The organism is Zobellella aerophila, assembly GCF_039539325.1.
In the GTDB taxonomy this organism is placed as follows: domain Bacteria; phylum Pseudomonadota; class Gammaproteobacteria; order Enterobacterales; family Aeromonadaceae; genus Oceanimonas; species Oceanimonas aerophila.
The window spans coordinates 335,566-360,206 of record NZ_BAABCX010000002.1 but is presented as its reverse complement, the minus strand read 5'-3'; the positions used below and the strand labels follow the sequence as shown (position 1 = coordinate 360,206).

General features: G+C 57.6%; 24 protein-coding genes. 12 read left to right on the top strand and 12 right to left on the bottom strand.

The window, feature by feature from the left end; all coding sequences use genetic code 11:
* Positions 1 to 81 precede the first annotated feature (81 nt).
* From ABD806_RS09330 to ABD806_RS09310, 5 genes are all read right to left on the bottom strand, one after another.
* Entirely contained in the window at positions 82 to 924 is an 843-nt protein-coding gene (locus ABD806_RS09330; protein ID WP_344957196.1) for an HpcH/HpaI aldolase/citrate lyase family protein, read from the bottom strand.
* Positions 925 to 1,725: 801 nt separating this feature from the next.
* Entirely contained in the window at positions 1,726 to 2,922 is a 1,197-nt protein-coding gene (hmpA, locus tag ABD806_RS09325; protein WP_344957193.1) for an NO-inducible flavohemoprotein, read from the bottom strand.
* Positions 2,923 to 3,159: 237 nt separating this feature from the next.
* Entirely contained in the window at positions 3,160 to 5,073 is a 1,914-nt protein-coding gene (locus tag ABD806_RS09320) for a RecQ family ATP-dependent DNA helicase (RefSeq protein ID WP_344957191.1), read from the bottom strand.
* Positions 5,074 to 5,179: 106 nt separating this feature from the next.
* The gene (locus tag ABD806_RS09315) at positions 5,180 to 5,491 is read right to left on the bottom strand and encodes an AzlD family protein (protein WP_344957189.1); all 312 of its coding nucleotides are present in this window, start codon (positions 5,489 to 5,491) and stop codon (positions 5,180 to 5,182) included.
* Positions 5,488 to 6,198 (bottom strand): AzlC family ABC transporter permease, encoded by a 711-nt coding sequence (locus tag ABD806_RS09310; RefSeq protein ID WP_344957187.1) that lies wholly within the window; start codon positions 6,196 to 6,198, stop codon positions 5,488 to 5,490. The genes ABD806_RS09315 and ABD806_RS09310 overlap by 4 nt, the downstream gene beginning before the upstream one ends.
* 283 nt (positions 6,199 to 6,481) lie before the next feature.
* Here ABD806_RS09310 and cobO point away from each other — a divergent pair, with 283 nt between their 5' ends.
* Complete coding sequence (cobO, locus tag ABD806_RS09305; protein WP_344957185.1) at positions 6,482 to 7,114, top strand: cob(I)yrinic acid a,c-diamide adenosyltransferase; 633 nt, start codon at positions 6,482 to 6,484, stop codon at positions 7,112 to 7,114.
* A gap of 121 nt (positions 7,115 to 7,235) precedes the next feature.
* On the opposite strand, the gene ABD806_RS09300 is transcribed toward cobO, so the two are convergent.
* The 7 genes from ABD806_RS09300 to ABD806_RS09270 all read right to left on the bottom strand — a co-directional run bounded on the left by ABD806_RS09300 (position 7,236) and on the right by ABD806_RS09270 (position 15,015).
* Entirely contained in the window at positions 7,236 to 7,601 is a 366-nt protein-coding gene (locus tag ABD806_RS09300) for a lysozyme inhibitor LprI family protein (protein ID WP_344957183.1), read from the bottom strand.
* Between the two features lie 240 nt (positions 7,602 to 7,841).
* Entirely contained in the window at positions 7,842 to 8,957 is a 1,116-nt protein-coding gene (locus ABD806_RS09295; RefSeq protein ID WP_344957181.1) for a helix-turn-helix transcriptional regulator, read from the bottom strand.
* A gap of 363 nt (positions 8,958 to 9,320) precedes the next feature.
* Entirely contained in the window at positions 9,321 to 9,623 is a 303-nt protein-coding gene (locus ABD806_RS09290; RefSeq protein ID WP_344957179.1) for a hypothetical protein, read from the bottom strand.
* A gap of 387 nt (positions 9,624 to 10,010) precedes the next feature.
* Positions 10,011 to 10,436 (bottom strand): hypothetical protein, encoded by a 426-nt coding sequence (locus tag ABD806_RS09285; RefSeq protein WP_344957177.1) that lies wholly within the window; start codon positions 10,434 to 10,436, stop codon positions 10,011 to 10,013.
* Positions 10,437 to 10,452: 16 nt separating this feature from the next.
* The gene (locus tag ABD806_RS09280; protein WP_344957174.1) at positions 10,453 to 11,730 is read right to left on the bottom strand and encodes a trypsin-like serine peptidase; all 1,278 of its coding nucleotides are present in this window, start codon (positions 11,728 to 11,730) and stop codon (positions 10,453 to 10,455) included.
* A 199-nt stretch (positions 11,731 to 11,929) separates the two neighbouring features.
* Complete coding sequence (ettA, locus tag ABD806_RS09275; RefSeq protein ID WP_344957171.1) at positions 11,930 to 13,597, bottom strand: energy-dependent translational throttle protein EttA; 1,668 nt, start codon at positions 13,595 to 13,597, stop codon at positions 11,930 to 11,932.
* A gap of 362 nt (positions 13,598 to 13,959) precedes the next feature.
* The gene (locus ABD806_RS09270; RefSeq protein WP_344957167.1) at positions 13,960 to 15,015 is read right to left on the bottom strand and encodes a BMP family protein; all 1,056 of its coding nucleotides are present in this window, start codon (positions 15,013 to 15,015) and stop codon (positions 13,960 to 13,962) included.
* Between the two features lie 423 nt (positions 15,016 to 15,438).
* On the opposite strand from ABD806_RS09270, the gene ABD806_RS09265 reads away from it, so the two are divergent.
* From ABD806_RS09265 to ABD806_RS09215, 11 genes are all read left to right on the top strand, one after another.
* Positions 15,439 to 16,227 carry an IclR family transcriptional regulator gene (locus ABD806_RS09265; RefSeq protein ID WP_344957164.1) on the top strand — a complete coding sequence of 263 codons (789 nt, stop codon included), beginning with the start codon at positions 15,439 to 15,441 and terminating at the stop codon, positions 16,225 to 16,227.
* A 221-nt stretch (positions 16,228 to 16,448) separates the two neighbouring features.
* Positions 16,449 to 16,757 carry a non-heme iron oxygenase ferredoxin subunit gene (locus ABD806_RS09260; protein ID WP_344957162.1) on the top strand — a complete coding sequence of 103 codons (309 nt, stop codon included), beginning with the start codon at positions 16,449 to 16,451 and terminating at the stop codon, positions 16,755 to 16,757.
* 14 nt (positions 16,758 to 16,771) lie between these two features.
* A complete protein-coding gene (locus ABD806_RS09255; RefSeq protein ID WP_344957160.1) occupies positions 16,772 to 17,071 on the top strand; it encodes a recombinase-like helix-turn-helix domain-containing protein in 300 nt (99 codons plus the stop codon).
* 32 nt (positions 17,072 to 17,103) lie between these two features.
* Positions 17,104 to 18,144: a Rieske 2Fe-2S domain-containing protein gene (locus tag ABD806_RS09250; RefSeq protein ID WP_344957158.1), complete on the top strand. Its 1,041-nt coding sequence runs from the start codon at positions 17,104 to 17,106 to the stop codon at positions 18,142 to 18,144.
* Positions 18,137 to 18,895, top strand: coding sequence for an SDR family oxidoreductase (locus ABD806_RS09245; RefSeq protein WP_344957156.1), 759 nt, complete (start codon positions 18,137 to 18,139; stop codon positions 18,893 to 18,895). The genes ABD806_RS09250 and ABD806_RS09245 overlap by 8 nt, the downstream gene beginning before the upstream one ends.
* A gap of 55 nt (positions 18,896 to 18,950) precedes the next feature.
* The gene (locus ABD806_RS09240) at positions 18,951 to 19,883 is read left to right on the top strand and encodes a VOC family protein (protein ID WP_344957154.1); all 933 of its coding nucleotides are present in this window, start codon (positions 18,951 to 18,953) and stop codon (positions 19,881 to 19,883) included.
* 3 nt (positions 19,884 to 19,886) lie between these two features.
* Positions 19,887 to 21,107, top strand: a complete 1,221-nt coding sequence (locus ABD806_RS09235) for an NAD(P)/FAD-dependent oxidoreductase (RefSeq protein WP_344957152.1) — start codon at positions 19,887 to 19,889, stop codon at positions 21,105 to 21,107.
* Positions 21,108 to 21,129: 22 nt separating this feature from the next.
* The gene (locus ABD806_RS09230) at positions 21,130 to 22,386 is read left to right on the top strand and encodes an MFS transporter (RefSeq protein ID WP_344957150.1); all 1,257 of its coding nucleotides are present in this window, start codon (positions 21,130 to 21,132) and stop codon (positions 22,384 to 22,386) included.
* Positions 22,387 to 22,466: 80 nt separating this feature from the next.
* The gene (locus ABD806_RS09225) at positions 22,467 to 22,988 is read left to right on the top strand and encodes a cupin domain-containing protein (protein ID WP_344957148.1); all 522 of its coding nucleotides are present in this window, start codon (positions 22,467 to 22,469) and stop codon (positions 22,986 to 22,988) included.
* A gap of 2 nt (positions 22,989 to 22,990) precedes the next feature.
* Positions 22,991 to 23,857, top strand: a complete 867-nt coding sequence (locus ABD806_RS09220; RefSeq protein WP_344957146.1) for an alpha/beta fold hydrolase — start codon at positions 22,991 to 22,993, stop codon at positions 23,855 to 23,857.
* Positions 23,847 to 24,641, top strand: coding sequence for an SDR family oxidoreductase (locus ABD806_RS09215; protein WP_344957144.1), 795 nt, complete (start codon positions 23,847 to 23,849; stop codon positions 24,639 to 24,641). Before ABD806_RS09220 ends, ABD806_RS09215 begins: the two co-directional genes overlap by 11 nt.

The window sequence follows — 24,641 nt, the reverse complement described above, 5'->3', positions numbered from 1 at the left end:
AAAAGGGGATTGTATCTGAAACGGGCCGGTTTTTTATCTATTTCAGAACACCGGCGCCGTGCGAGACTGTCATCATCTTGGCTAGCTGCTTGATGGTGTGCTGGACTCCATGATGCGCCTGGCCCTGGCCATCACGGGGGCGTCGGCCATGGCGCCATCGACGGCCACCGCCGCCCCCAGCGAGGTTTCGGCGGCCGCAAGAATTTGCTTGGCCCACAGTATCTGGGCGGATGAAGGCCGATAGGCTTCATGCGCAGGTGCGACCTGTTTGGGATGGATCAGCAAGATGCCGCCGAACCCCAGCTGCAGGCCTCGCTGGGTGTAGGACTTGATGCCTTGCGGATCATCAATGGGGGGATAGATGGCATCGATGGGGGCGGCGAGGCCGGCGGCGCGGGAGGCCAGCACCAGTTGGCTGCGAGCGAACAGAAACGCCATTTCATGGGGATCCTGGCCGGCGGGGGGCGGATAATCCATGCCCAGATCGACCGCCAGATCCAGCTTGCCAAACAGCAGGCGGGCGACCCCCCGGGTGGTGGCGATCTCGGTCAGGTTGGCAAAGGCCCTGGCCGATTCGATAAAGGGCAGCAGGGGCTTGTCGGTGGCATTGGCCAGCTCCGCCAGGGCCAAGGGGTCGTCGGCCTTGGGCAGCACCACGGCGGCGACGGCCGGCGAGCGGCACAGGCGGGTATCGTTGTTAAACCAGGGACTGTCGGTGCCATTGATGCGGATCAGCACTGAAGCCGGTGGCTGGGTATCCAGCCAGGCGGCCAGGGTGGCCCGGGCGCTGTCTTTTTCCGTAATCGAAACCGCATCTTCCAGATCGATGATCACCGCATCGGCGCCACTGTGCTGTGCCTTGGCAAAACGATCCGGGCGGTTGGCCGGTACAAACAGCAGGGTCTGCAATGTGCTCAGATTCATGGCTTTTATCCCTAAGTCAGCGTCATTTGGACTTAATAGTTGCGCAAAGCGAATGCTGGCTCCAGCCTATTCCTTTTGTGTTGTCAGCCGCAAGTCACCCATGCAAAAAAGCCCGGCGCACTGAGCGCCGGGCTTTTTTGTTGGGCTTAATCTAATTATGCCAGCCAGATAACCGCTGATACGAGACCCGATATCGACTGGTAGTTTTTCGCCAGTCGCTCGTATCTCGTCGCTCCCCGACGAAATTGCTTCAACTTTTGGGAAAATGCTCTGTCGGGTTGAGAGCCTTGTATATACCCGATGATGGCGGTTGATGGGGCAGGAGTTATCGACCGGCCTCTCGGCCGGTCGACTCCTTACTCGAGAATCAGGAGGGCTTTCAGGCGTCCGCTTGTGCCATCACACGCTGACGTTCGTGCATTGTCTGCCGGTCTTGCCTGCCGGTAGACACCAGCTGAAAGTTGAATTCCACTTCGGTGACCGGACCGGACCGGACCGGTCACGCCATGGCGCTCGCCTTCCGCTGAATGTGTTACCGGGCGTGCTTCTACCGTGGGCGTTGAGTCGGTGCAACTGAAATCGTCAACGCAGATCCGGTTTGTTGATTCCAACTGCCGTTAATCTCTATTCAACAACCGTACCACCATGGCCAGACTGTTAATTGTTTGTTTTATATGTTTTTTTAGTAAGCCTCCGGCAAAAGGGACCGAAAGGCTTTGGTGAAATGATGAAGTGACGGGGGGGAAGGTTAATGAAATGGTGAAACCGCCATGCCACAGGGAATGACATGGCGGCGGGCCTTCAGAGCTGCTGGTGCGGCCCGAACACTTCGTAGTGCAGCCGCTCTTCGGCGATGCCCCAGGCGGACAGGGTTTCTTTGACCATGGCCATAAAAGGCAGGGGGCCGCAGAAATAGTAGTGGGCGTCGTCCCGGTGAATGCTGTCTTTCACGGTATTCAGATCCATCAGCCCGAGCGCATCATAGTCTTCCGCCGGCAGATCGGTTTCGGCCGGGGTTCTGTACCAGACATGGGTATTCAGGTTGGCATGGGTTTGGCGCTGTTGCTGAAGCTCCCGTTTAAAGGCGTGGTGGGCGCCGTTTTCGCAGGCGTGCAGCCAGTGAATGTCGGCCGGGTGTTTCTGCTTGAGTAACTGATCCAGCATGGCGCGCATCGGGGTCTGGCCGACACCGCCCGACAACAGCACTACCGGGGTGTCTGTGTTCACTTCCATAAAGAAGTCGCCGGATGGCGGCAACACCTGCAACTGGTCGCCAACCTGCACTTCGTCATGCATAAAGCCGGAGGCCACGCCGTTCGGCTCCCGCTTGACGGCGATGCGATACTCCCGACCGTTGGGGGCCTGGCACAGGGAATATTGCCGATATTCCTTGTGTGCCAGGCTTGGGCTGTCCAGGTGCAGGTTCAGGTACTGGCCGGGCTTGAAGTCGGCGACCGGGCCGCCGTCGACCGGGGCCAGCAGGAAGCTGATGATCTGCTCGCCCTGCTGCTGCTTCTCCTTGACCACAAAGGCGCGGGTGCCTCGCCAGCCACCGTCTTTCTGTTCGCTTTGCCGATACAGCTGCTCTTCCCGGCCGATAAAGATATTGGCCAGGGCGCCGTAGGCCTGGGCCCAGGCGTCGATCACCTCGGGGGTGGCCGCATCGGGTGCCAGTTCCTTGATGGTTTCCAGCAGGTGATGACCCACGATAGCGTACTGGGCCGGCTGGATGGCGAAACCGGTATGCTTGTGAGCGATACGCTCGACCGCGGCGCTCAGCACCGCCGGATTATCGATATTCTTGGCATAGGCGAGTACGGCGGAGAACAGCGCCGCGGGCTGGCGCCCGGAGGCCTGATGGCTGAGGTTGAATACATCCTTCAGCTCCGGGTTATCGCGAAACATGCGTTTATAAAAGTGGTCGGTCAGGGCGGTGTTGGCGGATTCCAGCAGGGGAACCGTGCTCTTGACGATCTCAATGGTGCGGGTATCTAACATGGCGGCTCTCTTTAAATTGATATATGGTTTGCAACTTAACGGTTCGCATCATAAATACATATTTGATATGCATCAATATGTATTGCGACTTTTATGCTTGGTAAGACCAGTGGGGCCGGGTTTGGATTTGTCCGGATCTTGTTCGGCAAGGCCCGCCACCGGGTGCCCAGTAGCGGGTAAGGATGCGAGGATCAGCAGTGGGATGGGAGGAGTGGTAAGGGGCGTCTTGGTGACGAGTCAGCCGGCTCCGGCCAGCCGCCGCACGACTTCCCCGAAGCGGTATTGTTCCAGCCGGCCAAAGCCGGCCAGGCTTCTGGCCTTCAGCCGGGTCAGCAGCGGCGTGCCTATGCCGCACAGAAAACAGGCCAGGGTATGGGCGGAAAGCGGCTGGCCATGCTTTTCCTGCAGGGGCTGGCACCAGCCCTGTAGCTGCCCGTTATCGGGCATGTCTGGCACGGGCGTATCGGGCAGAACGGCTGGCTGTCCGGCGCACACCGAGCAATGGCCGCAGCGTTCGGGCGTACGGGGGTCGGCGAAATAACCGGCCAGCCGGTGGCTGAGGCATTGCTCGCTTTCGAAGAAGCCGATCATCTGCTGTAGCCTGTCTATCTCGTTTTGCTCTTTCTGTTTGAACAACCCGTACAGCCGCTCGCTTTCGGCCTCGGGCGAAAAGCGGCTGTCGACCACCCGGTACACCTCGACCATCTGTTTGCTTTCCAGCTGGATCCAGCCCTGTTCATGCAGGTAATCGATGGCGCTGACCACCCGCTTGCGCTCCCCCCGGCAACGCTGCCAGATGGCCTCGAAGTCCACCTGACACCAGCTCCTGGCCAGGGGCGAGCCGTCAAACACCGCGTTCAGAAACGCCTGCCGCTCGCCCTGAAAACGGCCGAGGATATTTTCCCGCGACTCGATAAACTTAAAGCGATAATCGGCAAAATAGCTGTATTGAGGAGAGATTATGCCATCAAGTTCCAGGTAGACCAGCAGTGTCTTCAGCGGCAGCTGGCGGATGTTGTGGGTGTTGGACAGGCGGGTCAGCATCAGCTCCCAGTGGGGGCCGGCCTGCTGTAGCTCATGGAGCAGGCCGGCGATCGCTGCCGGCTCCGGGGTGTCGCCGTAGACAAAATTTTCCAGCACATTGAGGCCGCTCTTGTTGGCCAGCAGGGTACAATTGGATGGCTGACCGTCCCGTCCGGCGCGGCCGATTTCCTGGCTGTAGTTCTCGATGGATTTGGGCAAGTCATAGTGGATCACCCGGCGGATATCGGCCTTGTCCACCCCCATGCCGAAGGCGATGGTGGCGACGATGCAGGGCACCCGGCCCCGCATGAAGTCCTGCTGGAGCCGCTGGCGGCTTTCCTGGTTCATGCCCGCGTGGTAGGCGCGGGCCTCGATGCCTTTGGCCTGCAACTGCTCGGCCACCCACTCGGCGCCCTGTTGCAGGGTCACGTAGATGATGGTGGCCAGTAGGGGGTCATCGGCGATAAGATCGATTAATGCGGCTATCTTACGATATTCTGTCATCGGCAACACCTGCAGATGCAGGTTGGGGCGATAGAAGCCGGTGCTCACCAGGTTCTCCGGCGGGATGGCGAACTTGCGCTGCATATCGCCGATCACCGCCGGCGTGGCGGTGGCAGTCAGCAGCAACACCTGGGGAATGTTCAGGCTCTGGCGGTAGTGGGGCAGCTTCAGATAATCGGGGCGGAAATTGTGACCCCATTCGGAGATGCAGTGGGCCTCGTCCACCACCAGCAAGGAAATGGGGATCTGGCCGATAAACCGGCGAAAGCGCTCGTTCTTGAGCCGTTCTACCGAGATCATCAGCACTTTCAGCCGACCTTCCCGCACCGCCTGCATCACCTGCCGGCTTTGTTCGGGGCTCTGGGAAGAGTCTATCGATGCTGCGGCTATCCCCTTGCTGTGCAGGAAGTCCAGCTGATCTTTCATCAGCGCCAGCAGCGGCGACACCACCAGGGTCAGGTGGGGCAACAGCAGTGCCGGCAACTGATAACACAGGGACTTGCCCGAGCCGGTGGGGAAGATCGCCGCCGCCGACTGACCGCCGACCAGCTGCTCGATCACCTGCCGCTGACCGTGACGCAGGGCAGAAAAACCAAAGGTGTTTTGCAGGGTTGAGAGGATCACAGGCACATCGCCAAAACCGACAGACAAGGGCGAAGTGTTGCAGCGTCGGCGCCATTAGGCAAGGCGCATTCCGAACTTGGCTTCGGGATGCGCTCGAACGGCCAGCTTAAGCCAGTTGTCTGAACAGGGCCGCCGCCAGGATACCAGCGGCGATGGCCGGCAGCGGCTTTTTCAGGACCACCATGGTCAGCGCCGTGGTCAGCAGGGCCAGCCGGGCGCCGCCGTCGCCGTTGACCGCCATCGGGGTGAGGATGGCCACCAGCACCGAGCCGGACATGGCGCCGATAAACTGCTGTACCCGGTGGTTGATGGGGATAAAAGCCATCACGAACACCCCGCCCCAGCGGGTGGCCAGGGTGACCAGCGCCATCACGCCGATAATAAGCCAAGGGCCCAGACCAGCGGTTTCCAGATTCATTGGCTTTCTTTCTCCATCCACAGGGCACCGAGCATGCCGCCCGACAGGGCGCCGACCACCACGTGGCTGTTGGCGGGTAGATACCGGTAAGCCAGCATGGCCGACAGCGCGGCCACCGACCAGATCACCAGGGTGCGCAGATCTTTGCGTCCGCCCAGGGTCATGGCCAGCAGGAAGCAGCCCAGTAGCATGTCCAGCCCTATGCTGAAGGGGTCTTCGATGGCGCTGCCGAAGTAGATGCCCAGATAGGTGCCCAGTATCCAGAACGACCAGATGGCCAGGCCGCCGCCGAACAGTATCCCCAGTGCTCGCTCGCCCTTGTGGAAGCGTTGCATGGCCATGGCCCAGTTGGCGTCGGAGGCAAACAGCATGATGCCGTAGCGCTGCCGCGGCGGCAGATGGCGCAGCCAGGGATAGAGGGTGGCGCCCATCAGCAGGTGGCGGGCATTGATGGCGAAGGTGGTGATCACCAAGGGCACCAGCGGCACCTGGGTGCCCCACAGCTCGAGCGCGGCAAACTGGGAAGTACCGGCAAACACCAGGGCGCTCATCAGCACTATTGGGCCGTCATTCAGCCCTTCCTGGGTGGCGGCCAGACCAAAGGCCAGCCCGAAGGCCGCCACAAACAAGGAGAGCGGCAAAAGCTGCTTAAAGCCGTGCCAGGTATCGGCCGCTTCCAGCCGGGCCAGGGCGGCATATGTGTCCATAAGGATCCCGTTCTTTATTATTATCAAAACGGTCAGAATGCCACTGAATGGGCGGTTATTCTACAGCTTGATATAGGGTATCTATATTATTATCCAGTCTGATATCAGGCCGGAGCACGGATGCCTGGTGTGCAGAGCATTAATCATTATCCAGTGTTGAAGCGGTTCTGTCACAATAGCCGAGGCTCGTTTTTATATCTGGTGAGGCTGGCAGAAAGTGAGTTGGCCAGACACTATAGGGGTAAAATGCCCTCGCTAACCCATTAGAACATTTGGATCCAGGATGACTGATAAAACCGACGCTACAGGGAAAACGACACAAGAGATCAAGGCCGAGCGGCACAAGGCGCGGCAGCAGAAGGTGAAAGAGGCTGTCGATGCCAAGATTGCCCGGGCGCAAATTGAGAAAGGGGTATTGCTGGTATTGACCGGTAACGGCAAGGGCAAATCCACCGGCGGTTTTGGCAACATTACCCGCGCCGTAGGCCATGGCAAGAAAGCGGCGGTGGTGCAGTTTATCAAGGGCAACTGGCCCTGTGGTGAGCGTACCGTACTCGAAAAAGTCGGCGTGGAATTCCATGTAATGGCGACCGGCTTTACCTGGGAAACCCAGGACAGGGAAAAAGATACCCGGGCCGCACTCAGTGCCTGGGAGGCGGCAGAAGCCTTGCTCAAGGACGACACCATAGATATCGTCCTGCTCGATGAGCTGACCTACATGGTCAGCTACCACTACATCGACGTCGAGCGCGTGCTGAACGCCCTGAAGAACCGCCCCCCTATGCAGCATGTGATCATCACGGGCAGGGCCTGCCACCGGGCCATCATCGAGATGGCCGATACGGTGAGCGAGGTGCAACCGATAAAGCATGCATTCGAGAATGGCGTGAAAGCCCAGCTCGGCTTCGATTACTGACATTTCTCCTGCCCGGAATTAATGCCTGGGGGTCGGATAGCTATCCGGCCCTCATTGCTCGTTGTCATTTCTCTTGTTGGTGTCAGAGAGATACTGCGGCCCGGGCTTGTGCTCGTGCCTGTTATGGCGTCGTTTCTGTCAGGTGCATTTTAGTGAGTTCGGCCGTGCGATGTTCGGTGAGTTCAATCAGCGCCTGGGTACGGATGAGCGGCTGGAGCGAGCCCCCGGTGTAAGCGCTGGCGACCAGCTCGGCATGGGCGTCACGAAAGGCTATCCAGGCTCGCTGCGCTTTCTTCAACTTGTCTTGACGATCATTACTTAATTCCGCCATTAGCTGCGAGTAAGCCTTGTTCAGCATCAAGTCGGCCGATGCGTAGTGCCGGTCCGCCGCTTGATTCAGCTCGGCCTGGGTTAACTCGGGCTGACCGAAAGCCGGGTTGCTCAACGAGATGAAGATCATGGTCACAAGGGAATAGATGACTTTCATGCCGAGCTCCTTTGCCGACTTGTTGTCGTGATCAATTACACGGCCAACTTATAATTAACTGATTCTAATAGTACTACATCGACCGGGCCCCGCACGCAGACACGCCGTGGACCCATCCCTGGGGGCTCCGCCGCGCCATCCCTGGCGCGGGGGGCCTGCTTAGCGGAACCCAGTCGCTGCCGGTAATGCTCTACCATTTGGAACAGTGATTGATAAGTACCCGGATGGATTCAGTATCGATTACTCCACCATGATAGCGACCGTATGGAATACCTTCGAGAGCAGCTCGGTCTGGTTCTGACACTGGGTCTTGCGAAGCAGGTTGTGGATGTGGAAGCGAACGGTGGCTTCACTGATAAATAACGTCTTGGCAATGTCGATAACCGGCAGGCCCCCCATCAATTGTTGCAAGACTTTCACTTCGGCGTTGCTCACCCCAAATACCTGTTGCAGCAGTGCTGCCGGAGGAATGCTGGCGGTGGGGGAAAGGATAAAGACAATGCAGCAGGCGGTATTGCCCAGCCAGTCGAACTGTTCCCGGGTGCTGCACCAGGGAAAACACAGGGCTGTCTTGCGCACCCCCTTCTCCGCGAAGGGCACCACACCATTTTGTATGCGGGTTTTGTCCTGGCCAAGGGCGTCGATCAATTTATGCAGACGTCTGCTGGCGGCCGCATCCGGTAAGCGCAGGCTCGGGTGCTTGGTAAAGAGCCCTGCCTGATGGAGATAGGGTTCGGCTCTGTGGTTGTGGAGTACCACCAGACCTTGCCGGGTGAGCAGTGCCGTGGCGGCAGCGATATGCTCAAGCGAGTCCAGTGCCACGGTTGAAGTCAGCTGGGCCTCCAGCAGTTGGACATTAATCAGGAAGGCGCGTTTCAGGTGGGGCAGCAGTGCCTGCATCAGCAGGCGGTCATCTGCCGTGTAGAGCGCGTCCGCCTCGCTGCGAGCGACCGATATCCAGCAGCGTCGTTCGTGGTTGCGATAAAACAGGCCGGCATTGAAGTGGGTATAGCCGAGATCTTCGTAGAAATTTTCGTAGCAATAGAGGGAATGCAGCGTTTTCACATCAAAGAAATCTTGGCTGGTGAATGCTTTGCCTTCTGGCATGATGCTCAGCAACCCAACCAGTTCATCCTTGTCCATGATGTCATTCTGGTATCGTTCCACTTCCGCGGCTGACACTCCATTGCTGTAAACACAGTTGATTCTGGCATCGGCGAGATCTTCGAGCACCAAGTTGACGCTGTGCCCTCCAATGGCTCGCTGGATCTTGCTGGCGACCGACGGCCACAGGGCGGGATCCGCCGCGGCGGCATAAATGGCGTCTATCAGTGTCAGCAAGATGTTGTCGGCCATGGGCTACTACGACATAAGGCTGCACACATGGGGCGCAGCAGGGGGTTAATCTGTATCCTTGACGAATAATTTTAGACCATGGTGCAGGGTGGGGCTCAGAGGGGGGGGGGGAGAGAAATGCTTGCATGGGACTCAGGGAGTGCAGGATACCGCTACCATTGTAAGCTGGCTGGGGATAGTAGTAACGGCTGTGATATTCCGGTTTCAATGTGGGAGGATGGGTTAGGTTTCAATGAGATCTTTTGAGCGGGTCTCTAATCTGGGTCTGGACCAGAAAAGTGAAGTTGAATAACATAATACCGTTGGACTGTTGCCAGCCCACTCCGGTATTTGTTTGAAGTATAGGTAAATACGTTTTACTTTTTATCGATGATTTTGATTGACACAAATTAAATTCTCTCCTCTTGCAATGCTCCAGTTATAGTTGAATACAGAGTTGCGCTGTCCGCATGTAACACTTCGCCAAAAATAATCTGATTCACAAGCAAATATTGTTCTTGTGGATGCTTTCCCATTGCTGCAAAATATTTGAACTCTTGCAGTTCCTCCACAATTATTAGTTATTATTACTTTGTTTCCGTCACCTACTTTCTCCATGGATATACAGTTTGAGCTAACTGTGCTAGAGAAAAAGGTAACAATCAATATGATGATGGCACGATTCATTATTTACCCTCCTTTCGTATAAATAATTACAGTGCTGCCATGCTTTTATTTTGTAAGTCTGATCTCGAAATCATTGGATGGTAGAGAAGCAAATAGTATTTAGGTCTGATAGTTACAGGGTAGATTTATTGTCTCGTTCCATATGTTCCTCCTTAAGTGGCGTTGTTGAGCTAATTAGAGTCGGAATAGTATGTCCCTACTGGGATTGGACATCTTAACTTAGCTGTTGATGAAAAGGTAACCAGAATTTTATGACTTTGTTCATGTCCTTTATGCTAACCAATATTTCGACGTACTAACCATTGTAGTTTTGCAGGCTGAGCTTGGGCCTCACCAGCTGTTTGTAACGAGGTATTGCCTAAGTGAAGCACCATTAGGTTCGGTTCTTTAAGCGCTGCAACTTTCGCCACTAATTTTAGTTGCAAGAAAATAAGCATGTTCAATATTGAAAAACCATTTTCTTAGTATAAGGACCCTACGGCCATCTTGAATCATTTCCAGTGAATAATTTTCATTTGAGCTGCTACCTTTTGCTGTATTGCCAGTTATGTTAAAATCCCAATCTTCTGACATCCATGAATCATCAGATTCTACAGTGCCCTTGTTTTTTGATACCCTGATTTTCATTATTCCGCTTAGGTTGTAATCCTTATTTATCAAGCCTCCTTCTGATAAGCCATTGTAGGACCAAACTCCGGCCCATCGACAGTTTGGGTTTATGGTTTCAGGAGTGTCAAAGTTTGGTGGGTAAGCACTACCTGATAAAGTTATGAATAAGAATATAAAAAATGAAATTGATGGGATTTTAGACATGTTTGCTCCTGTTATTTTAATCAGGGAGTGAAATTTTTTTAACCAGTTCAAGATACTCTTTGTCGAAATTAACGGTTGTCAATCCACCAGCAGTGCCTGGAGTACTGTGTTTGCCAAAAGCATGCAAGCCAGCAATGTATACGTGTTTGTTATTACCGTTAATAAGGAGTAGGGGAGATCCAGATGCTCCTGGATTGGAGCGGCAATTAGTATCGTAAATTCTGTTTTTTGTGTGGGTTCGTAGTAGTGAACATCCCCAGTGGAGAGACAAAAGTCGCCCGTCACTTTGATCCGCTGAATAGCCAGCCAAGAAAAATTTGTTATTCTTTAAATCTGAAATCTTAGAGGTTATACCCAAGTGTCCACGTTTAATTGGGTGTCTCTCTAAAACTAAAAACGCCCAATCCTGAGAGTAATCTTTGTACAACCATCCACCTCTACGTTTGTTTTTCTGACTGTATATAACATTGACTACCTTAACTGAATCTGGTATCTCAACACTTTCAAAGTTCAGGCGCATCTTTGAAAAGTCTTTTAATATCCAGATTTTTCCACGTTTTTCTTCGCCACTAGTTACACAGTGAGAATTGGTTAGAGCTATTCGGTACCCTATAAGAGAGGCAGTACAGCGACCTCCGCCAGTATCAAGCTTTCCGATATTTAAAAGAGGGGGGATTGATGGTAATACATTAAGCCGTATTCCATCAGAGGTCCGGTCTTCAATGTCGTCAAAGAATTTAGGGGGGGTGACAGGCTGGAGAAATTTTTTATCGTTTAGCTCTTGGCTGGAATAATTATATGCAACGCTACTGATATGTTTAGATATGTTATCACTAGCTAGTTGCATATTAATTTCTGATATTGCTTTCATTGTTGTCATGTTGGATATTTCATTAATCTTGCTATTGTGAAGGATCATCTTGTGGCTGTGCTCGCCATCATACAACGTATTGAAAGCGTCTTCATAATATAGTCTGGCTATTTCAATGTTATTGTTTGTTAAGTGGGACCAAGCTATGTTAGAAAGAATCCTTGCCTTGTCTAAGTATCTTATATCTGTGAAGTAGCTGTTTTTTTGTGATGTGGCTTCATTATTTAAATTCTCGGCAATTTCTTTCCATTTTGTAATTGCCATATCATATTTTCCATCAGTGTAATCTTGAAGTGCGCTCTTTTCCTTGAGTGACTCGACTCTTATTTTATTAGCTAAGCCACTCTGGGTGGTCCCATATCCGGCACACCCAACCAAGATCGCGGTAGTGAGAACTAGGGTAAAGTGCAGCTTTGTTTTCATAGTGAACTCTTATTTAATAGTCATTGGTGCTAATAAGTTGGAAATGACTGGTCTCATTATTGATATCCTAGGTGTACGAGTAAATATAATATTGATGGATTTGATAAGAACTATTCAAATGGATAGTTTTTCTATTGATAAGTGAAAAATAAAAAAGCCCGCGTGATGCGGGCTTTGAATAAAAACGGTATCGGTGGTGTTATTTGGCGATGCGCTTGTACTTGATGCGGTGGGGCTGGATGGCCTCGGCGCCGTAGGTTTTCTTCTTCCATTCTTCATATTCGGTGAAGTTGCCTTCGAAGAATTCCACCTTGCCCTCGTCCTTGTAGTCCAGGATATGGGTGGCGATGCGGTCGAGGAACCAGCGATCGTGCGAGATCACCATGGCGCAGCCGGGGAATTCCAGCAGAGCGTTTTCCAGGGCGCGCAGGGTTTCCACGTCCAGATCGTTGGTCGGTTCATCCAGCAGCAGCACGTTGCCGCCGGTCTGCAGCAGCTTGGCCATATGCAGGCGGCCACGCTCACCGCCGGACAGCTCGCCGACCCGTTTCTGCTGATCGACGCCCTTGAAGTTGAACCTGCCCAGGTAGGCGCGGCTGGGGATCTCCAGGTTGCCGATGCGCATCATGTCCAGGCCGCCGGACACTTCTTCCCACACCGTCTTCTTGTCGTCCATGCTGTCGCGGAACTGCTCCACCGAGGCCAGCTGCACCGTATCACCCAGGGTGATGGAGCCGCTGTCCGGCTGCTCGGCATCGGTGAGCATGCGGAACAGGGTCGACTTACCGGCGCCGTTGGGGCCGATGATGCCGACGATGGCGCCCTTGGGAATGCTGAACGACAGGTCGTCGATCAGTACCCGATCGCCGTAGGACTTGGTCAGGTTTTCAACGTCGATCACCTTGTCACCCAGGCGCGGGCCGGGCGGGATGAACAGCTCGTTGGTCTCGTTGCGCTTTTGGAAGTCCTGGTTTTGCAGCTCTTCGAAGCGCGCCATACGGGCCTTGGACTTGGCCTGACGACCTTTCGGGTTCTGACGCACCCACTCCAGTTCCTTCTGAATGGACTTCTGGCGGGCGGCCTCGGAAGACTGCTCTTGGGACAGGCGGGCGTCTTTCTGCTCCAGCCAGGAAGAGTAGTTGCCTTCCCAGGGGATGCCTTCGCCCCGGTCCAGCTCCAGGATCCAGCCGGCCACGTTGTCGAGGAAGTAACGGTCGTGGGTGATGGCCACCACGGTGCCTTCGTAGTCGTGCAGGAAGCGCTCCAGCCAGGCCACCGACTCGGCGTCCAGATGGTTGGTGGGTTCGTCCAGCAGCAGCATGTCCGGTTTTTCCAGCAGCAGCTGGCACATCGCCACCCGGCGGCGCTCACCACCGGACAGCTTGTCGATCTTGGCATCCCAGGGCGGAAGGCGCAGGGCGTCGGCGGCCCGCTCCAGCTGGTTGTCCAGGTTGTGGCCGTCGTGGGCCTGGATGATGGCTTCCAGCTCGCCCTGGCGCTTGGCCAGCTTGTCGAAGTCGGCGTCCGGATCCGCGTAGGCGGTATAGACATCGTCCAGCTCTTTCAGCGCGCCGGCCACTTCGGCCACCGCTTCTTCAACGGCTTCGCGTACGGTTTGCTCCGGCTTCAGCCTGGGCTCCTGGGGCAGGTAGCCGATGTTGATACCGGGCTGGGGGCGGGCTTCACCTTCGATCTCGGTGTCGATGCCGGCCATGATGCGCAGCAAGGTGGACTTACCGGCACCGTTCAGGCCCAGTACGCCGATCTTGGCGCCCGGGAAAAACGACAGGGAGATATTCTTCAGAATATGACGTTTGGGCGGAACTACCTTGCCCACGCGATTCATGCTGTAAACAAATTGAGCCATTTCTATTTATCCTGACAATTCAGCAAGTTAATAGGTCGTTTGGCGGGCTTGAATAGGGGCTCGCCCTAAGTCTGCGCCAACCGAACAGCTATGGCGGTATATGGTACTTGGCTTGGCAGGGAAAGCCAGTGCCAGGGGAAGGAGAAAGCGGGAATTTCGCGAAGGTGCTGCACTTTGGATGTTCATGTAAGTCGGACAAAGGGCCTGCTCCGCCGTTTCCTGTTGTCGTCAGCAGACGACTCGGAGATTAAAATGAGATAGCAGGAATTGCCTCCCCCGACCGTCACATGACATCCCTGTCATGTGACGGTCGGGGGAGGCAACCCTGCTGTCTCTTTATGCAGCAAGCTAACTTGTGGTTATCAGGACTTGGCCTTCAGGCTTTCTTTGAAAGACTGATCGACGAATTCGCCGCTGGCCGGATTGAACTCCTGGCCGTCGTAGCTGGTGGATATAGTGATTTCGCCGCTGATGATCTTGGCGGCCAGCTCATCCAGTTTCTGTTTCACTTCCGGCGACACGTCGTCGGCCAGCGTCAGTTTTACCACGTCACCCTTGCCCAGGCCGATCTCCTGGATTTGGTTGGGCTGCCAGTCGCCGGTGGTCAGATCCCGGGCGGCGTTGAGGATGGCGACGCTGGCATCGGCCACCGCCGAGCCGACGAAGGTCGGGTCGACCTGGGTCCAGTCGGAGACGTTACCGATATGGCGTACCTTGCCGTCGTGGGACTTGATCTCGTCGATCACCCCCTGGCGGCCGGCATTGAGCATGGTGTAGATCACATCGGCGCCGTTGGCGATTTCGGCGGCGGCGGCCTGGCCGTTGATGGCGGTGTTATCCAGATCGCCGGTAAACCAGGTCAGGAACTTGGCATCGGGGTTGACATGCTTGAGGCCGTCGTAGAAGGCGGCACGGCCCATCAGGCCGGGCTTGGGCCAGGCGCCGGAGATATGGCCGACCACATCGCTCTGGGTGGTCAGTCCGGCCAGGGCGCCGGCCAGCCAGGCGGAATCTTCCTGGCGCACCACATAGCTGGACAGGTTGGGGCCCTGCACATGGCCTTGGATCACCACAAACTTGATGTCGGGGAATTCCTTGCTGACGATCTCGGCCGGGCCGTTACACTGGCCGCCGTGGGCGATGATCATGTCGGGGCCATCCTGGGCCAGCTTGCGCATGGCTTCGGTCAGCAGCACGGGATCCGATGTGGCAGAAATATTGGATACATAGCTGGCTTCAACGGGCAGCTCCGCCTTGATCTTCTCATAACCCCGGTAGGCCGCCTCCATAAAACCATTGTCGTTGTGCTTGCCCGGGATCAGCACGGCTATTTTCTGCTCGTCGGCGGCATAGGCCTGGGACAGGGGCGCCAGTGCAAACAGGCTCGCCAGCAGCAGGGGGCTCTTCAGCTTAATCATGAGTCTTTCCTTGTGAGTTGGTGAAATCCATAATGGTTTTTGTATCAATTTATCAGTAAAGTTTAGCTACATTGATAAATCATATTGATAACATTTTTGTTTCTGGATTTGTAAAAATTAATTCAATCCAGATCACAATTTTAGCCAAGATTTCCGCTAATCCACTTGCTTTTGCGTGGAGATTTTTTAGGTGGAAATTGTTTTGGATCGATACCCTGGTTTGTATTCAGTTGCGGCTACAGAATGCCGAGCGGTGCGCCGGCGCATATCGGCAGGAAAACACAGGGTCATGCACCGGCGGGCAAAGGTTTCTCGGGTTGATATATGTCAAACCGTCGGCGCATTAACCGTTTGACGGGTGGGGAGCACCGTGCTGAAATTTGTATTTGTAGTTCAACATAAATATGACGGCATGGGTGGAGTATGGAAACCGACGACAGATATATAGTGCCTGGTCTGGTCAGGGGGCTGGCAGCACTGCAGGCATTTAGCAATGAAAAGAAGGAACTGTCTGTTTCCGAGCTGGCCGACATCATAGGATCGAATCGCTCCAGCGCCTTTCGTATCGCCTATACCCTGGAACATTGCGGCTACCTGCATAAATCCGGAGACTCCCGGCGTTATGCCCTGGACTCCAAGGTGCTGGACCTGGGTTTTACCTATCTGTCCAGCCTGGACCTGCTGGAGCCTTCCCGGCCGGTGCTGGCCCGCTTGCGGGACGACACCAGCCTGGCCTGCCATCTGGTGATCCGCCAGGGGCGGGATATCGTTTTCGTCGATCGCTGCCAGGCGACCGGTCCCTTTACCAGCACAGTGGGGATAGGCACCCGCTGGCCGGCCCATGCCACCGTCACCGGCCAGCAGCTGCTGTCGGATCTGACCGACGAGGCGATCCGCGAGCTGTATCGGGATTACCAGTGGGAAACCTTCACCGAAGGCACGCCGGGCAGCATGGAACAGCTTATCGCCCGCATCCATCAGGTGCGTGGCCTGCCCGCCCTGATCAGCTGGGGCTACTTCAATCCCGGCATGGCCGCCTGCGCCTCGCCCATCTATCGCCTGAGTGACAATGCCATGATCGCCTCAGTGTCGGTCAGTTGCCCCGTAGGAGCCTTTCCCCGCGACGAATTTGAAGGCCGTATCAAGGATGCGGTAGTGACTGCCTCCCAGGTATTGTCCCGTACCCTGAGCATCAATAACCCCCAATTCTGACGTTAGCCTCCGCTAATCCCATAACGCCGTGCCCCTAGGGCACGGCGTTTTTTTTGCCTCAGTCATCCCGTAAGAGCCTCCCGTTATAACCAGGGTCCTTTGGCTGACAAAAAGCTTTAACAATAAAAAAACACGGAGTTGACAAGACCCCTGCACAAGATTTAATCTTGGTTTCAGTTGCGAAATAGTGTTTTGTATATGAAACAAGGAGTGAGACCGCCATGAACTGGGTTTCCATTTGCAAGTTGGGTGATATCTCTGATGAGAGCCCGCTGTCCGTCAAAATCGACGGCAAAGAGATCGGCGTGTTCAAGGTGGATGACCGCCTTCATGCCATCGAGGACATCTGTCCTCATGCCTATGCCCTGCTTACCGAGGGCTTTATCGAGGGCCGCACCGTCGAGTGTCCGCTGCACGAAGCCATCTTCGATATCCCCACCGGCAAGCTGCAAAGTGGCCCAGGCTGTCGTGACCTCCACATCTATGAAGTACGGGTCGAAGGCGACGACGTACTGTTGAACATGGCATGACAAGGAACAGCACCATGGAAAACTTCAATCCCAAACTGGCGGCCTGGCTGAAAAACGAGCCCGCCAAAGAAGCCGGCATCAACAACATCCAGATCCCGGGCAAGACCGAAAATGTGATTTGGCAAAACCGCTACCGGGAACCGACCCGCTACGAGCAGGACCTGGTTGCACACCTGGAGCAGGCATTTGCCGCCGGCGCCTATGAGCTGGAAGAGCTGGTGTCGGCCCTGAACGGCCAGGGGCTGAGAAATGAAGCGGGTGAGGTGTGGACCACCTCGAATTTTCAGGACGAAATGGCGCGACTCGGCTACTGAGTGCCCGGCTGGTGGAATAGGAATAGATATTTATGAATCAAGAGCTTGCAGTAGAACGTCATCTGGACCTTGGCTTGCGGGATCGCTGGTATCCGGTGGTGGCCAGTTGGGAAGTGGGCAACAGCCCGGTCGGCATTACCCGGCTGGGTGAAAACATAGTGCTGTGGCGCGACGCCGAAGGCCAGGTCCATGCCCTGGAAGACCGCTGCCCGCACCGGGGCGCACGGCTGTCTCTGGGCTGGAACCTGGGCGATCGGGTGGCCTGCTGGTATCACGGGGTGGAAGTCAAGGGTGACGGCGTGGTCGCCGATGTACCCGCGGTCAGTGCCTGCCCCATGACCGGCAGCAAGTGTCTGCGCTCCTACCCGGTGATTGAAAAACATGACGCCATCTTCCTCTGGTTTGGCCTGGATGCGGACGCGGCCCCGGCCGAGCTGGTGCTGCCCGAGCAGCTGGAAAGCGAGGAGTGGAGCAGCTTCCTGTGTCAGGCCGATTGGGCGGTGAACTACCGCTATGCGGTCGACAACGTTATGGATCCCATGCACGGCAGCTACCTGCATGGTACTTCCCATTCCATGGCCGAAGGGGATCGCAGCGCCGACATGCGCGCGCGCAATACCGAGCACGGCTTTATCTTCGAAAAAGTCGGCCAGACCGGCGTCAATTTCGACTGGGTCGAATATGGCAGCAGCGGCACCGACTGGCTGCGCCTGTCGATTCCTTACCGCAAGCAGTTCGGTCCGGGTGGTGAGTTCTGGATTGTCGGTTTCGCCACCCCGGTGGACGAGCATCACACCCGGGTGTTCTTCTGGAGGGCGCGCAAGGTGAGCGGCTGGCAGCGGCAGGCATGGCGCTTTATGTACCGTACCCACCTGGAAAAGCTGCACTGGGATGTACTGGAGCAGGATCGCATCATCCTTGAGCAGATGGCGCCCGACGCCCGCCAGCATGAATTCCTCTATCAGCATGATGTGGGCCTGTCGCGCCTGCGCCGGCTGATGAAGAAAACCGCCGAACAACAGCTGGCGCGCCTGGCCGAGCTGGCGGAGAAAGAGGCCGAGACCCATGCATGAGTTACTGCAAGGCAAGAAGCTGCTGATAACCGGCGGGGCCCGCGGCCTGGGCCGTGACTTCGCCCGGGCGGCCTGCTTGGCCGGCGCCGAGGTGGTGATGGCCGATATTCTTGCCGAGCAGGTGCGGCAAGAGGCCGAAAAGCTGGCCGCCGAAGGCTACCGGGCCCTGGGCCTGGGCCTGGATCTCGCCAATCCCGAATCCATCGACGCCTGCGTCAAACAGGCGGCCGACTGGCTGGGCGGACTGGATGGCCTGGTCAACTGCGGCGCCATCGCCACCGGGATCGGCGGCGTCGACATGACCGAGCTGGATATCGAGGTCTGGGACCGGGTGATGACCGTCAATGTGCGCGGCACCTGGCTGATCTCCCGGGCGGCGGTGCCTTACCTGAAAGGCTCGGCGGCGGGCAAGATAGTCAATATCGCCTCCGACACCGCGCTGTGGGGCGCGCCCAAGCTGATGGCCTATGTGGCGAGCAAGGGCGCAGTGATCTCCATGACCCGCTCTATGGCCCGGGAGCTGGGTGAGTTCAATATCTGCGTCAATGTCATCTGCCCGGGACTGACCCTGGTGGAAGCCACCGAATACGTGCCCAGGGCCCGCCACGACCAGTATGTCGACGGTCGCGCCCTGTCCCGGCCCCAGTTGCCCGAAGATGTCAACGGTGCCGTGCTCTATCTGCTGTCGGATCTGTCCTCCTTCGTGACCGGACAGACCCTGCCGGTGAATGGCGGCTTCGTTTTCAACTAAGCCCTTACCCCGGTCGCAGGCGTACTGACGAGTCCATCATAAAGAGAGTGTGAACATGAAGATTACCGGAATTGAAGCCCTGAAATTCGGGGTAGAGGACAGACAGAAAGCAGCCGATTTCCTGGCCGACTTCGGTCTGACCCAAGTCCCGAGCGACATTGACGGCGCCGATCTCTACAGCACCCTGAATCAGAGCCGCATCTATCTGTTTGATGCGGACGACGCCCGCCTGCCGGCGGCGTTCGAGCCGGGCTCGACCCTGCGTGAAGTGGTCTGGGGTCTGAGTGATGCCGCCGATCTCGATATCCTGGCCGACCGTCTGTCCGGCTGCGCAGGCTTCGTCCGCGCGGCCGACAGCCTGGGCTGCCGCGACACCAACGGCATGAGCCTGACCTTCCGGTTAAGCCGGGTGCAACCGGTGGAGCTGAAGGTGGCGCCCATCAACCAGCACGGCGATATCCGCCGGGTGGATGAAGCCAGCCCCGTCTATGAGCGGGGCGAGCCGATCGGCGTCGGCCATGTGGTGTTCTTCACCCCGGATCTGGCCGCCACCCAAGCCTTCTATCGCGACCGGCTGGGTTTCCACCTGTCCGATTGCTACGAGGGCAAGGGCGCCTTTATGCGCTGTGCCGCCGAAGGCCATCATCATGACATCTTCCTGCTGCACGTGCCGGGCAAGCCGGCCGGGCTGAATCACGTCGCCTTTACGGTGCGGGATATCCATGAGGTGATCGGCGCCGGCATGGCGATGAACCGCAAGGGCTGGTCCACCTTCCTCGGTCCGGGCCGCCACCCCATTTCTTCCGCCTATTTCTGGTATGTGAACAGTCCCCTGGGTGGTGCCTTCGAGTACTACACCAATGACGACTACCTGACCTCCGCCTGGCAGCCCAGAACCATGGAGCACAAGCTCGAGCTGTTTACCGAGTGGGCGGTGGAAGGGGGCCTGGACGGCCATACCCGACGTCAGCTCAAGCAGGGGGACTGAACCATGAACCAGCCGATTTCCCGCATCGTGATCATAGGCGCCGGCCAAGCCGGTGCCTGGGCGGCCCACACCCTGCGCGAGCAGGGATTTACCGGGGTGCTGACGGTGGTTTCCGACGAACACAGCGTTTTCTACGAGCGTCCGCCCCTGTCCAAGCAGGTGCTGGCCGGTGAGATGGCGCCCAAGGCGTTGCAGCTCTTCTCAGACGAGTCCATTGCCGCCATGAATATCGACTGGCACAAGCCGGCACGCGCCACGGCCATCGATCCCAGGGAACATAGCGTGACCCTGGATAGCGGCACCGTGCTGGCCTACGACAAGCTGCTGATCGCCACCGGTAGCCGGGCCCGGGTGCCGGTGCAGGAATGGCAGAGCCTGCCCAATGTGTTTACGGTGCGCACCCTGGACGATGCCCATCGGCTGGGTGCCCGGCTGCAAGCGGGCAAGCGGCTGGCCATTTTGGGTGGCGGCTGGATCGGTTTGGAAGTGGCGGCCACGGCCCGCAAGAAAGGGGTTGAGGTCAGCCTGTTTGAGCTGGGCGAGCGGCTCTGTGCCCGCAGCGTACGCCCCGAGGTATCTGACTTCCTGTGCGAGCTGCATCAGCATCAGGGCGTCGAGGTCCGGCTGGATTGTGGCCTCATCGAGCTGGTGGCCACCGATACCGGCACCCTCAACCTGTGCCGGGCGGGGCAGGTGCTGGCCGAGGTGGATGCGGTGGTGGTCGGCGCCGGTGCCGACATCGCCGCCGAGTTGGGCCGGGATGCCGGCCTGGCAACGGGGCAGGGGCTTATCGTCGATGACCAGGGGCAGACCTCAGATCCGGATATCTATGCCGCCGGTGACGTGGCCATTCACCCCAAACTGGGGTTTTGCATCCAGTCCTGGGCCAATGCCCAGAACCAGGCCATTTCGGCGGCCAAGGCCATGCTGGGCCAGGACAGCCCCTATCAGGACGATCCCTGGATCTGGTCCGATCAATACGACCGCAATATCCAGATCCTGGGCACGCCGGCCACCACCGACAGCCGTCTGGTGTTGCGCCAGAGCGGGGATAACCAGTTCTCTTTTATTTATCTCGACAATGACGGCCGGCTGGAGTCGATGATTGCGGTCAACGACGCCAAACTGGTCAAGCTCGGCAAGCGCTGGCTGAAAGCCGGCACCGTATTGCCCGCCGATCAACTCGCCGATCCGACGGTCAATTTAATGACATTGAAACCTTAAAGGAAATAAAGGGTATATAAGTATGGAAACAGTGAAAGAAACTATCGAGAACTCCGAGATGCCGGTGCAATCGAGCGCCATCAAGCAATGGTCGATCTCCGTCGTGCTGATGGTCTGCGTGGTATTGGCATTTTTCGACAAGATCAGCATCGCCGTGCTGTTTTCGGATCCCGCATTCCAGGACGTGATGGGCATAGGCACCGATAAGACCAAGCTGGGCTGGCTGATGACCAGCTTCCTGCTGGCCTACGGGTTTTCCTCCATCTTCCTGAGTTTTGTCGGTGACCTCATCAACCCCAGAACCTGCCTGCTGATCTGCGTCGGCGCCTGGGGCGTGCTGATGGCGCTGATGGGGCTGGCCACCAGCTATGAACAGCTGCTGTTCCTGCGGGTGTTGCTGGGCATTGCCGAGGGCCCGCTGTTCGCGCTGGCCTACAGCATCGTCAAGCAATGCTACAGCAGCGGCCAGCAGGCCAGGGCCAGTACCATGTTCCTGCTGGGCACGCCCATAGGTGCCGCCCTGGGTTTCCCCATCACTTCTTTTGTGCTGGGTGCCCATGGCTGGCAGATGACCTTCTTCGTGATGGCATCCCTGACCCTGGTCACCCTGGCCGTGGTGTTCTGGGGCCTGAAGGGCGTCAAGCTCAAGGCCGATGCCAAACTGGCCGGCAACCGCAAGCGGGTGACCTGGCAACAGCATATGCGTAACAGCCAGCTGCTGTTCAAGACCCCGGCATTCTGGGCCGTGTGCCTGTTCAACACCGCCCTGCTTACCTACCTGTGGGGGCTGAACGGCTGGCTGCCGAGCTATCTGATCGAAGCCAAGGGCGTCAACCTCAAGGAATTCGGTACCCTCTCTTCCCTGCCTTTTATCGCCATGCTGGTGGGCGAAGTCGCCGGTGCCTTCCTGTCGGATAAGACCGGCAAGCGGGCCGCCCAGGTGTTCGGCGGGCTCTTGATCGCCGGGCTCAGCATGTACCTGGTGCTCAAGATAGAGGATGCGGTGCTGGCCATCGCGGCCATGTCGGTCAGCGCCATGAGCTGGGGCTTCGGGGTGTCTTCGGTGTTCGCCTTGTTGGCCAGGATCACCCCGGCGAGCGTCAGCGCCACCGCCGGGGGCATCTTCAACGGCTTCGGCAACTTCGCCGGTGCGGCTGCCCCCGTGGTCATGGGCTACATAGTGACCCAGACCGGCGACTTCAACCTCGGCCTGTTGTTCCTGGTGTTCGTGGCGGTCCTCGGCTCCTTCGTGTTGCTGCCCCTGGTGAAAAAATACTGATAGCCCGGCCACGGATCTGTTCTGCCCGGGCCTGGATGCGCCTGCCCGGGCGGCATAAACCCACTAAGTGAGGAAAGACGATGAACGCACAATTCGAAACCTGGAATAAACCGCAGGAGCAATCACTGGGTGAATGGCTGGATAGCCGCATCGCCCGCTTCGCCACCCGCCGTTACGACTTCGAGGCACTGAAGTTCCAGGCCGACTTCGATCCAAAATATCGCCGTGCCCAGATGCGTTACATGGGCACGGGGGCGGCCGGCGTCAAGAGTGACAGCAATACCGTGCCGTCCGAGCACTTCACCTTTTCCACCATGGTGCTGCCGGCCCAATGCGAAGGCCCGCTGCATGTGCATCACGACGTGGAAGAAGTGTTCTTTATGCTGCGCGGCTGCATCGACCTGTTCGTCGAGCACGAAGGGGAGAAATTCGAAACCCGGCTGAACGAGCGGGATCTGATTTCCATTCCTCCCGGGATCTACCGGGGCCTGTTCAACCCGGGTCAGGAAGACGCGCTGATGTGCGTCATGCTGGGCGCGAACAAGCCGACCATTCCGACCTATCCGGAAGATCACCCCCTGTCCAAGATCAAGCGGGGCTAACCATGAACGGCTCCAGTTTGACTGACAAGTTGTTTCGTTTCCCGCCGCAGACCCGGCTGGTAAACGGGCGGAGACTGGCCTACCGGCTTGCCGGCCAGGGTCCGGCCATCGTCCTGCTGCATGGCATCAGCTCCGGTTCCGGCTCTTGGGTCAATCAGCTGGAGCGGCTGGCGGCCGATTATACCCTGGTGGCCTGGGACGCCCCCGGTTATGGCCAGAGCGAGGGGTTGGCGAACGACGAGCCTTCCGCCCTGGATTATGCCGAGATGTTGCACGGGCTGATCGAGGGCTTGGGGCTGGAGCGGCCGCTGCTGCTCGGCCATTCGCTGGGGGCCATGATAGCGGCGGCCTACGCCGACCGTTATCCCGGACGGATCCGTGGCCTGGTGCTGGCCAACCCGGCCCAGGGCTATGGCCATGCGGACGCCGACACCCAGCTCAGGGTGTACCGACAGCGGCCCGAGATGCTGCGCAAGCTCGGCCATCGGGGCCTGGCGGCGGCGCGGGGACCGGTATTGCTGTCTCAGCATGCCGGAGAGACCCAGATGGAGCTAGTGGCGCACGGTATGATGGGCCTGCATTTTGACGGTTTCCTCGCCGCTTCCTATCTGCTGGCCTACGACGATATCTGGAACTACCTGACCGGCTATGGGCATCGGCTCGGGGTTATCTACGGTGAAGAAGACGTGATCACCGCGCCCACCGGGGTGGAGCTGCTGATTGCGCGCCATGGGCGTGCCACTGCCGAGCCATTGGCGGGGGCGGGGCATGCCAGTTATATCGACCAACCCGAGCGTTTTAACCAGGCCCTGATCCGGATCGAGCAGGCGCTGCTGTCATCCGTTAACGAGGTGAACAATGAGTTTTAATCTAGAAGGTAAGGTGGCCGTGGTCACCGGTGGCTCCTCCGGTATCGGCCTGGAGACGGTGCGCCTGCTGCTGGCCGAAGGCGCCAGGGTCGCCTGGTGCGGCCGCAATCCCGAGCGCCTGGCGGCCTCGGAGCAGGAGATGGCCGCGGCCTTTCCCGGTGCCGACTACCTGACCTTTGCCTGCGATGTGCTCGTCAAGAGCCAGGTCGAGGCATTCGCCGGCCAGGTCGGGGCCCGCTTCGGCGGCGCCGATCTGCTGATCAACAACGCCGGCCAGGGCCGGGTATCCGGCTTTGCCGACACCGCGGATGAAGACTGGCTCAACGAGACCCGGCTCAAGACCTTCAGCGTGATCTACCCGGTCAAGGCGTTCCTGCCATTGCTGGAACTGTCGGACTGCCCGTCGATCACCAATGTGAACTCACTGCTGGCGCTGCAGCCGGAGCCGCACATGATCGCCACCTCGGCGGCGCGGGCGGCGCTGCTCAACCTGACCCACTCCCTGGCCCACGAGTTTGCGGCCAAGGGCATAAGGGTCAATTCCATCCTGCTGGGCATGGTGGAGTCGGACCAGTGGCGCCGGCGTTTCGCCGAGCGCAGCGATCGGGAGACCAACTGGGAGCAGTGGACCGCTGCCATCGCCGCGCGCCGGGGCATTCCCATGGGCCGCCTGGGCAAGCCGCAAGAGCCGGCCCGGGCCCTGGTGTTCCTGGCCTCGCCGCTGGCGTCCTATACCTCGGGCGCCACCCTGGATGTGTCCGGCGGTTTTAACAAGCACCTGTAG

What these genes read in the sequence shown, in the direction of transcription:
- ABD806_RS09330 (WP_344957196.1), bottom strand. Translation starts at nt 924, where the DNA reads ATGAATCTGAGCACATTGCAGACCCTGCTGTTTGTACCGGCCAACCGC.
- hmpA (WP_344957193.1), bottom strand. Translation starts at nt 2,922, where the DNA reads ATGTTAGATACCCGCACCATTGAGATCGTCAAGAGCACGGTTCCCCTG.
- ABD806_RS09315 (WP_344957189.1), bottom strand. Translation starts at nt 5,491, where the DNA reads ATGAATCTGGAAACCGCTGGTCTGGGCCCTTGGCTTATTATCGGCGTG.
- ABD806_RS09310 (WP_344957187.1), bottom strand. Translation starts at nt 6,198, where the DNA reads ATGGACACATATGCCGCCCTGGCCCGGCTGGAAGCGGCCGATACCTGG.
- cobO (WP_344957185.1), top strand. Translation starts at nt 6,482, where the DNA reads ATGACTGATAAAACCGACGCTACAGGGAAAACGACACAAGAGATCAAG.
- ABD806_RS09300 (WP_344957183.1), bottom strand. Translation starts at nt 7,601, where the DNA reads ATGAAAGTCATCTATTCCCTTGTGACCATGATCTTCATCTCGTTGAGC.
- ABD806_RS09295 (WP_344957181.1), bottom strand. Translation starts at nt 8,957, where the DNA reads ATGGCCGACAACATCTTGCTGACACTGATAGACGCCATTTATGCCGCC.
- ABD806_RS09290 (WP_344957179.1), bottom strand. Translation starts at nt 9,623, where the DNA reads ATGAATCGTGCCATCATCATATTGATTGTTACCTTTTTCTCTAGCACA.
- ABD806_RS09285 (WP_344957177.1), bottom strand. Translation starts at nt 10,436, where the DNA reads ATGTCTAAAATCCCATCAATTTCATTTTTTATATTCTTATTCATAACT.
- ABD806_RS09280 (WP_344957174.1), bottom strand. Translation starts at nt 11,730, where the DNA reads ATGAAAACAAAGCTGCACTTTACCCTAGTTCTCACTACCGCGATCTTG.
- ettA (WP_344957171.1), bottom strand. Translation starts at nt 13,597, where the DNA reads ATGGCTCAATTTGTTTACAGCATGAATCGCGTGGGCAAGGTAGTTCCG.
- ABD806_RS09270 (WP_344957167.1), bottom strand. Translation starts at nt 15,015, where the DNA reads ATGATTAAGCTGAAGAGCCCCCTGCTGCTGGCGAGCCTGTTTGCACTG.
- ABD806_RS09265 (WP_344957164.1), top strand. Translation starts at nt 15,439, where the DNA reads ATGGAAACCGACGACAGATATATAGTGCCTGGTCTGGTCAGGGGGCTG.
- ABD806_RS09260 (WP_344957162.1), top strand. Translation starts at nt 16,449, where the DNA reads ATGAACTGGGTTTCCATTTGCAAGTTGGGTGATATCTCTGATGAGAGC.
- ABD806_RS09255 (WP_344957160.1), top strand. Translation starts at nt 16,772, where the DNA reads ATGGAAAACTTCAATCCCAAACTGGCGGCCTGGCTGAAAAACGAGCCC.
- ABD806_RS09250 (WP_344957158.1), top strand. Translation starts at nt 17,104, where the DNA reads ATGAATCAAGAGCTTGCAGTAGAACGTCATCTGGACCTTGGCTTGCGG.
- ABD806_RS09245 (WP_344957156.1), top strand. Translation starts at nt 18,137, where the DNA reads ATGCATGAGTTACTGCAAGGCAAGAAGCTGCTGATAACCGGCGGGGCC.
- ABD806_RS09240 (WP_344957154.1), top strand. Translation starts at nt 18,951, where the DNA reads ATGAAGATTACCGGAATTGAAGCCCTGAAATTCGGGGTAGAGGACAGA.
- ABD806_RS09235 (WP_344957152.1), top strand. Translation starts at nt 19,887, where the DNA reads ATGAACCAGCCGATTTCCCGCATCGTGATCATAGGCGCCGGCCAAGCC.
- ABD806_RS09230 (WP_344957150.1), top strand. Translation starts at nt 21,130, where the DNA reads ATGGAAACAGTGAAAGAAACTATCGAGAACTCCGAGATGCCGGTGCAA.
- ABD806_RS09225 (WP_344957148.1), top strand. Translation starts at nt 22,467, where the DNA reads ATGAACGCACAATTCGAAACCTGGAATAAACCGCAGGAGCAATCACTG.
- ABD806_RS09220 (WP_344957146.1), top strand. Translation starts at nt 22,991, where the DNA reads ATGAACGGCTCCAGTTTGACTGACAAGTTGTTTCGTTTCCCGCCGCAG.
- ABD806_RS09215 (WP_344957144.1), top strand. Translation starts at nt 23,847, where the DNA reads ATGAGTTTTAATCTAGAAGGTAAGGTGGCCGTGGTCACCGGTGGCTCC.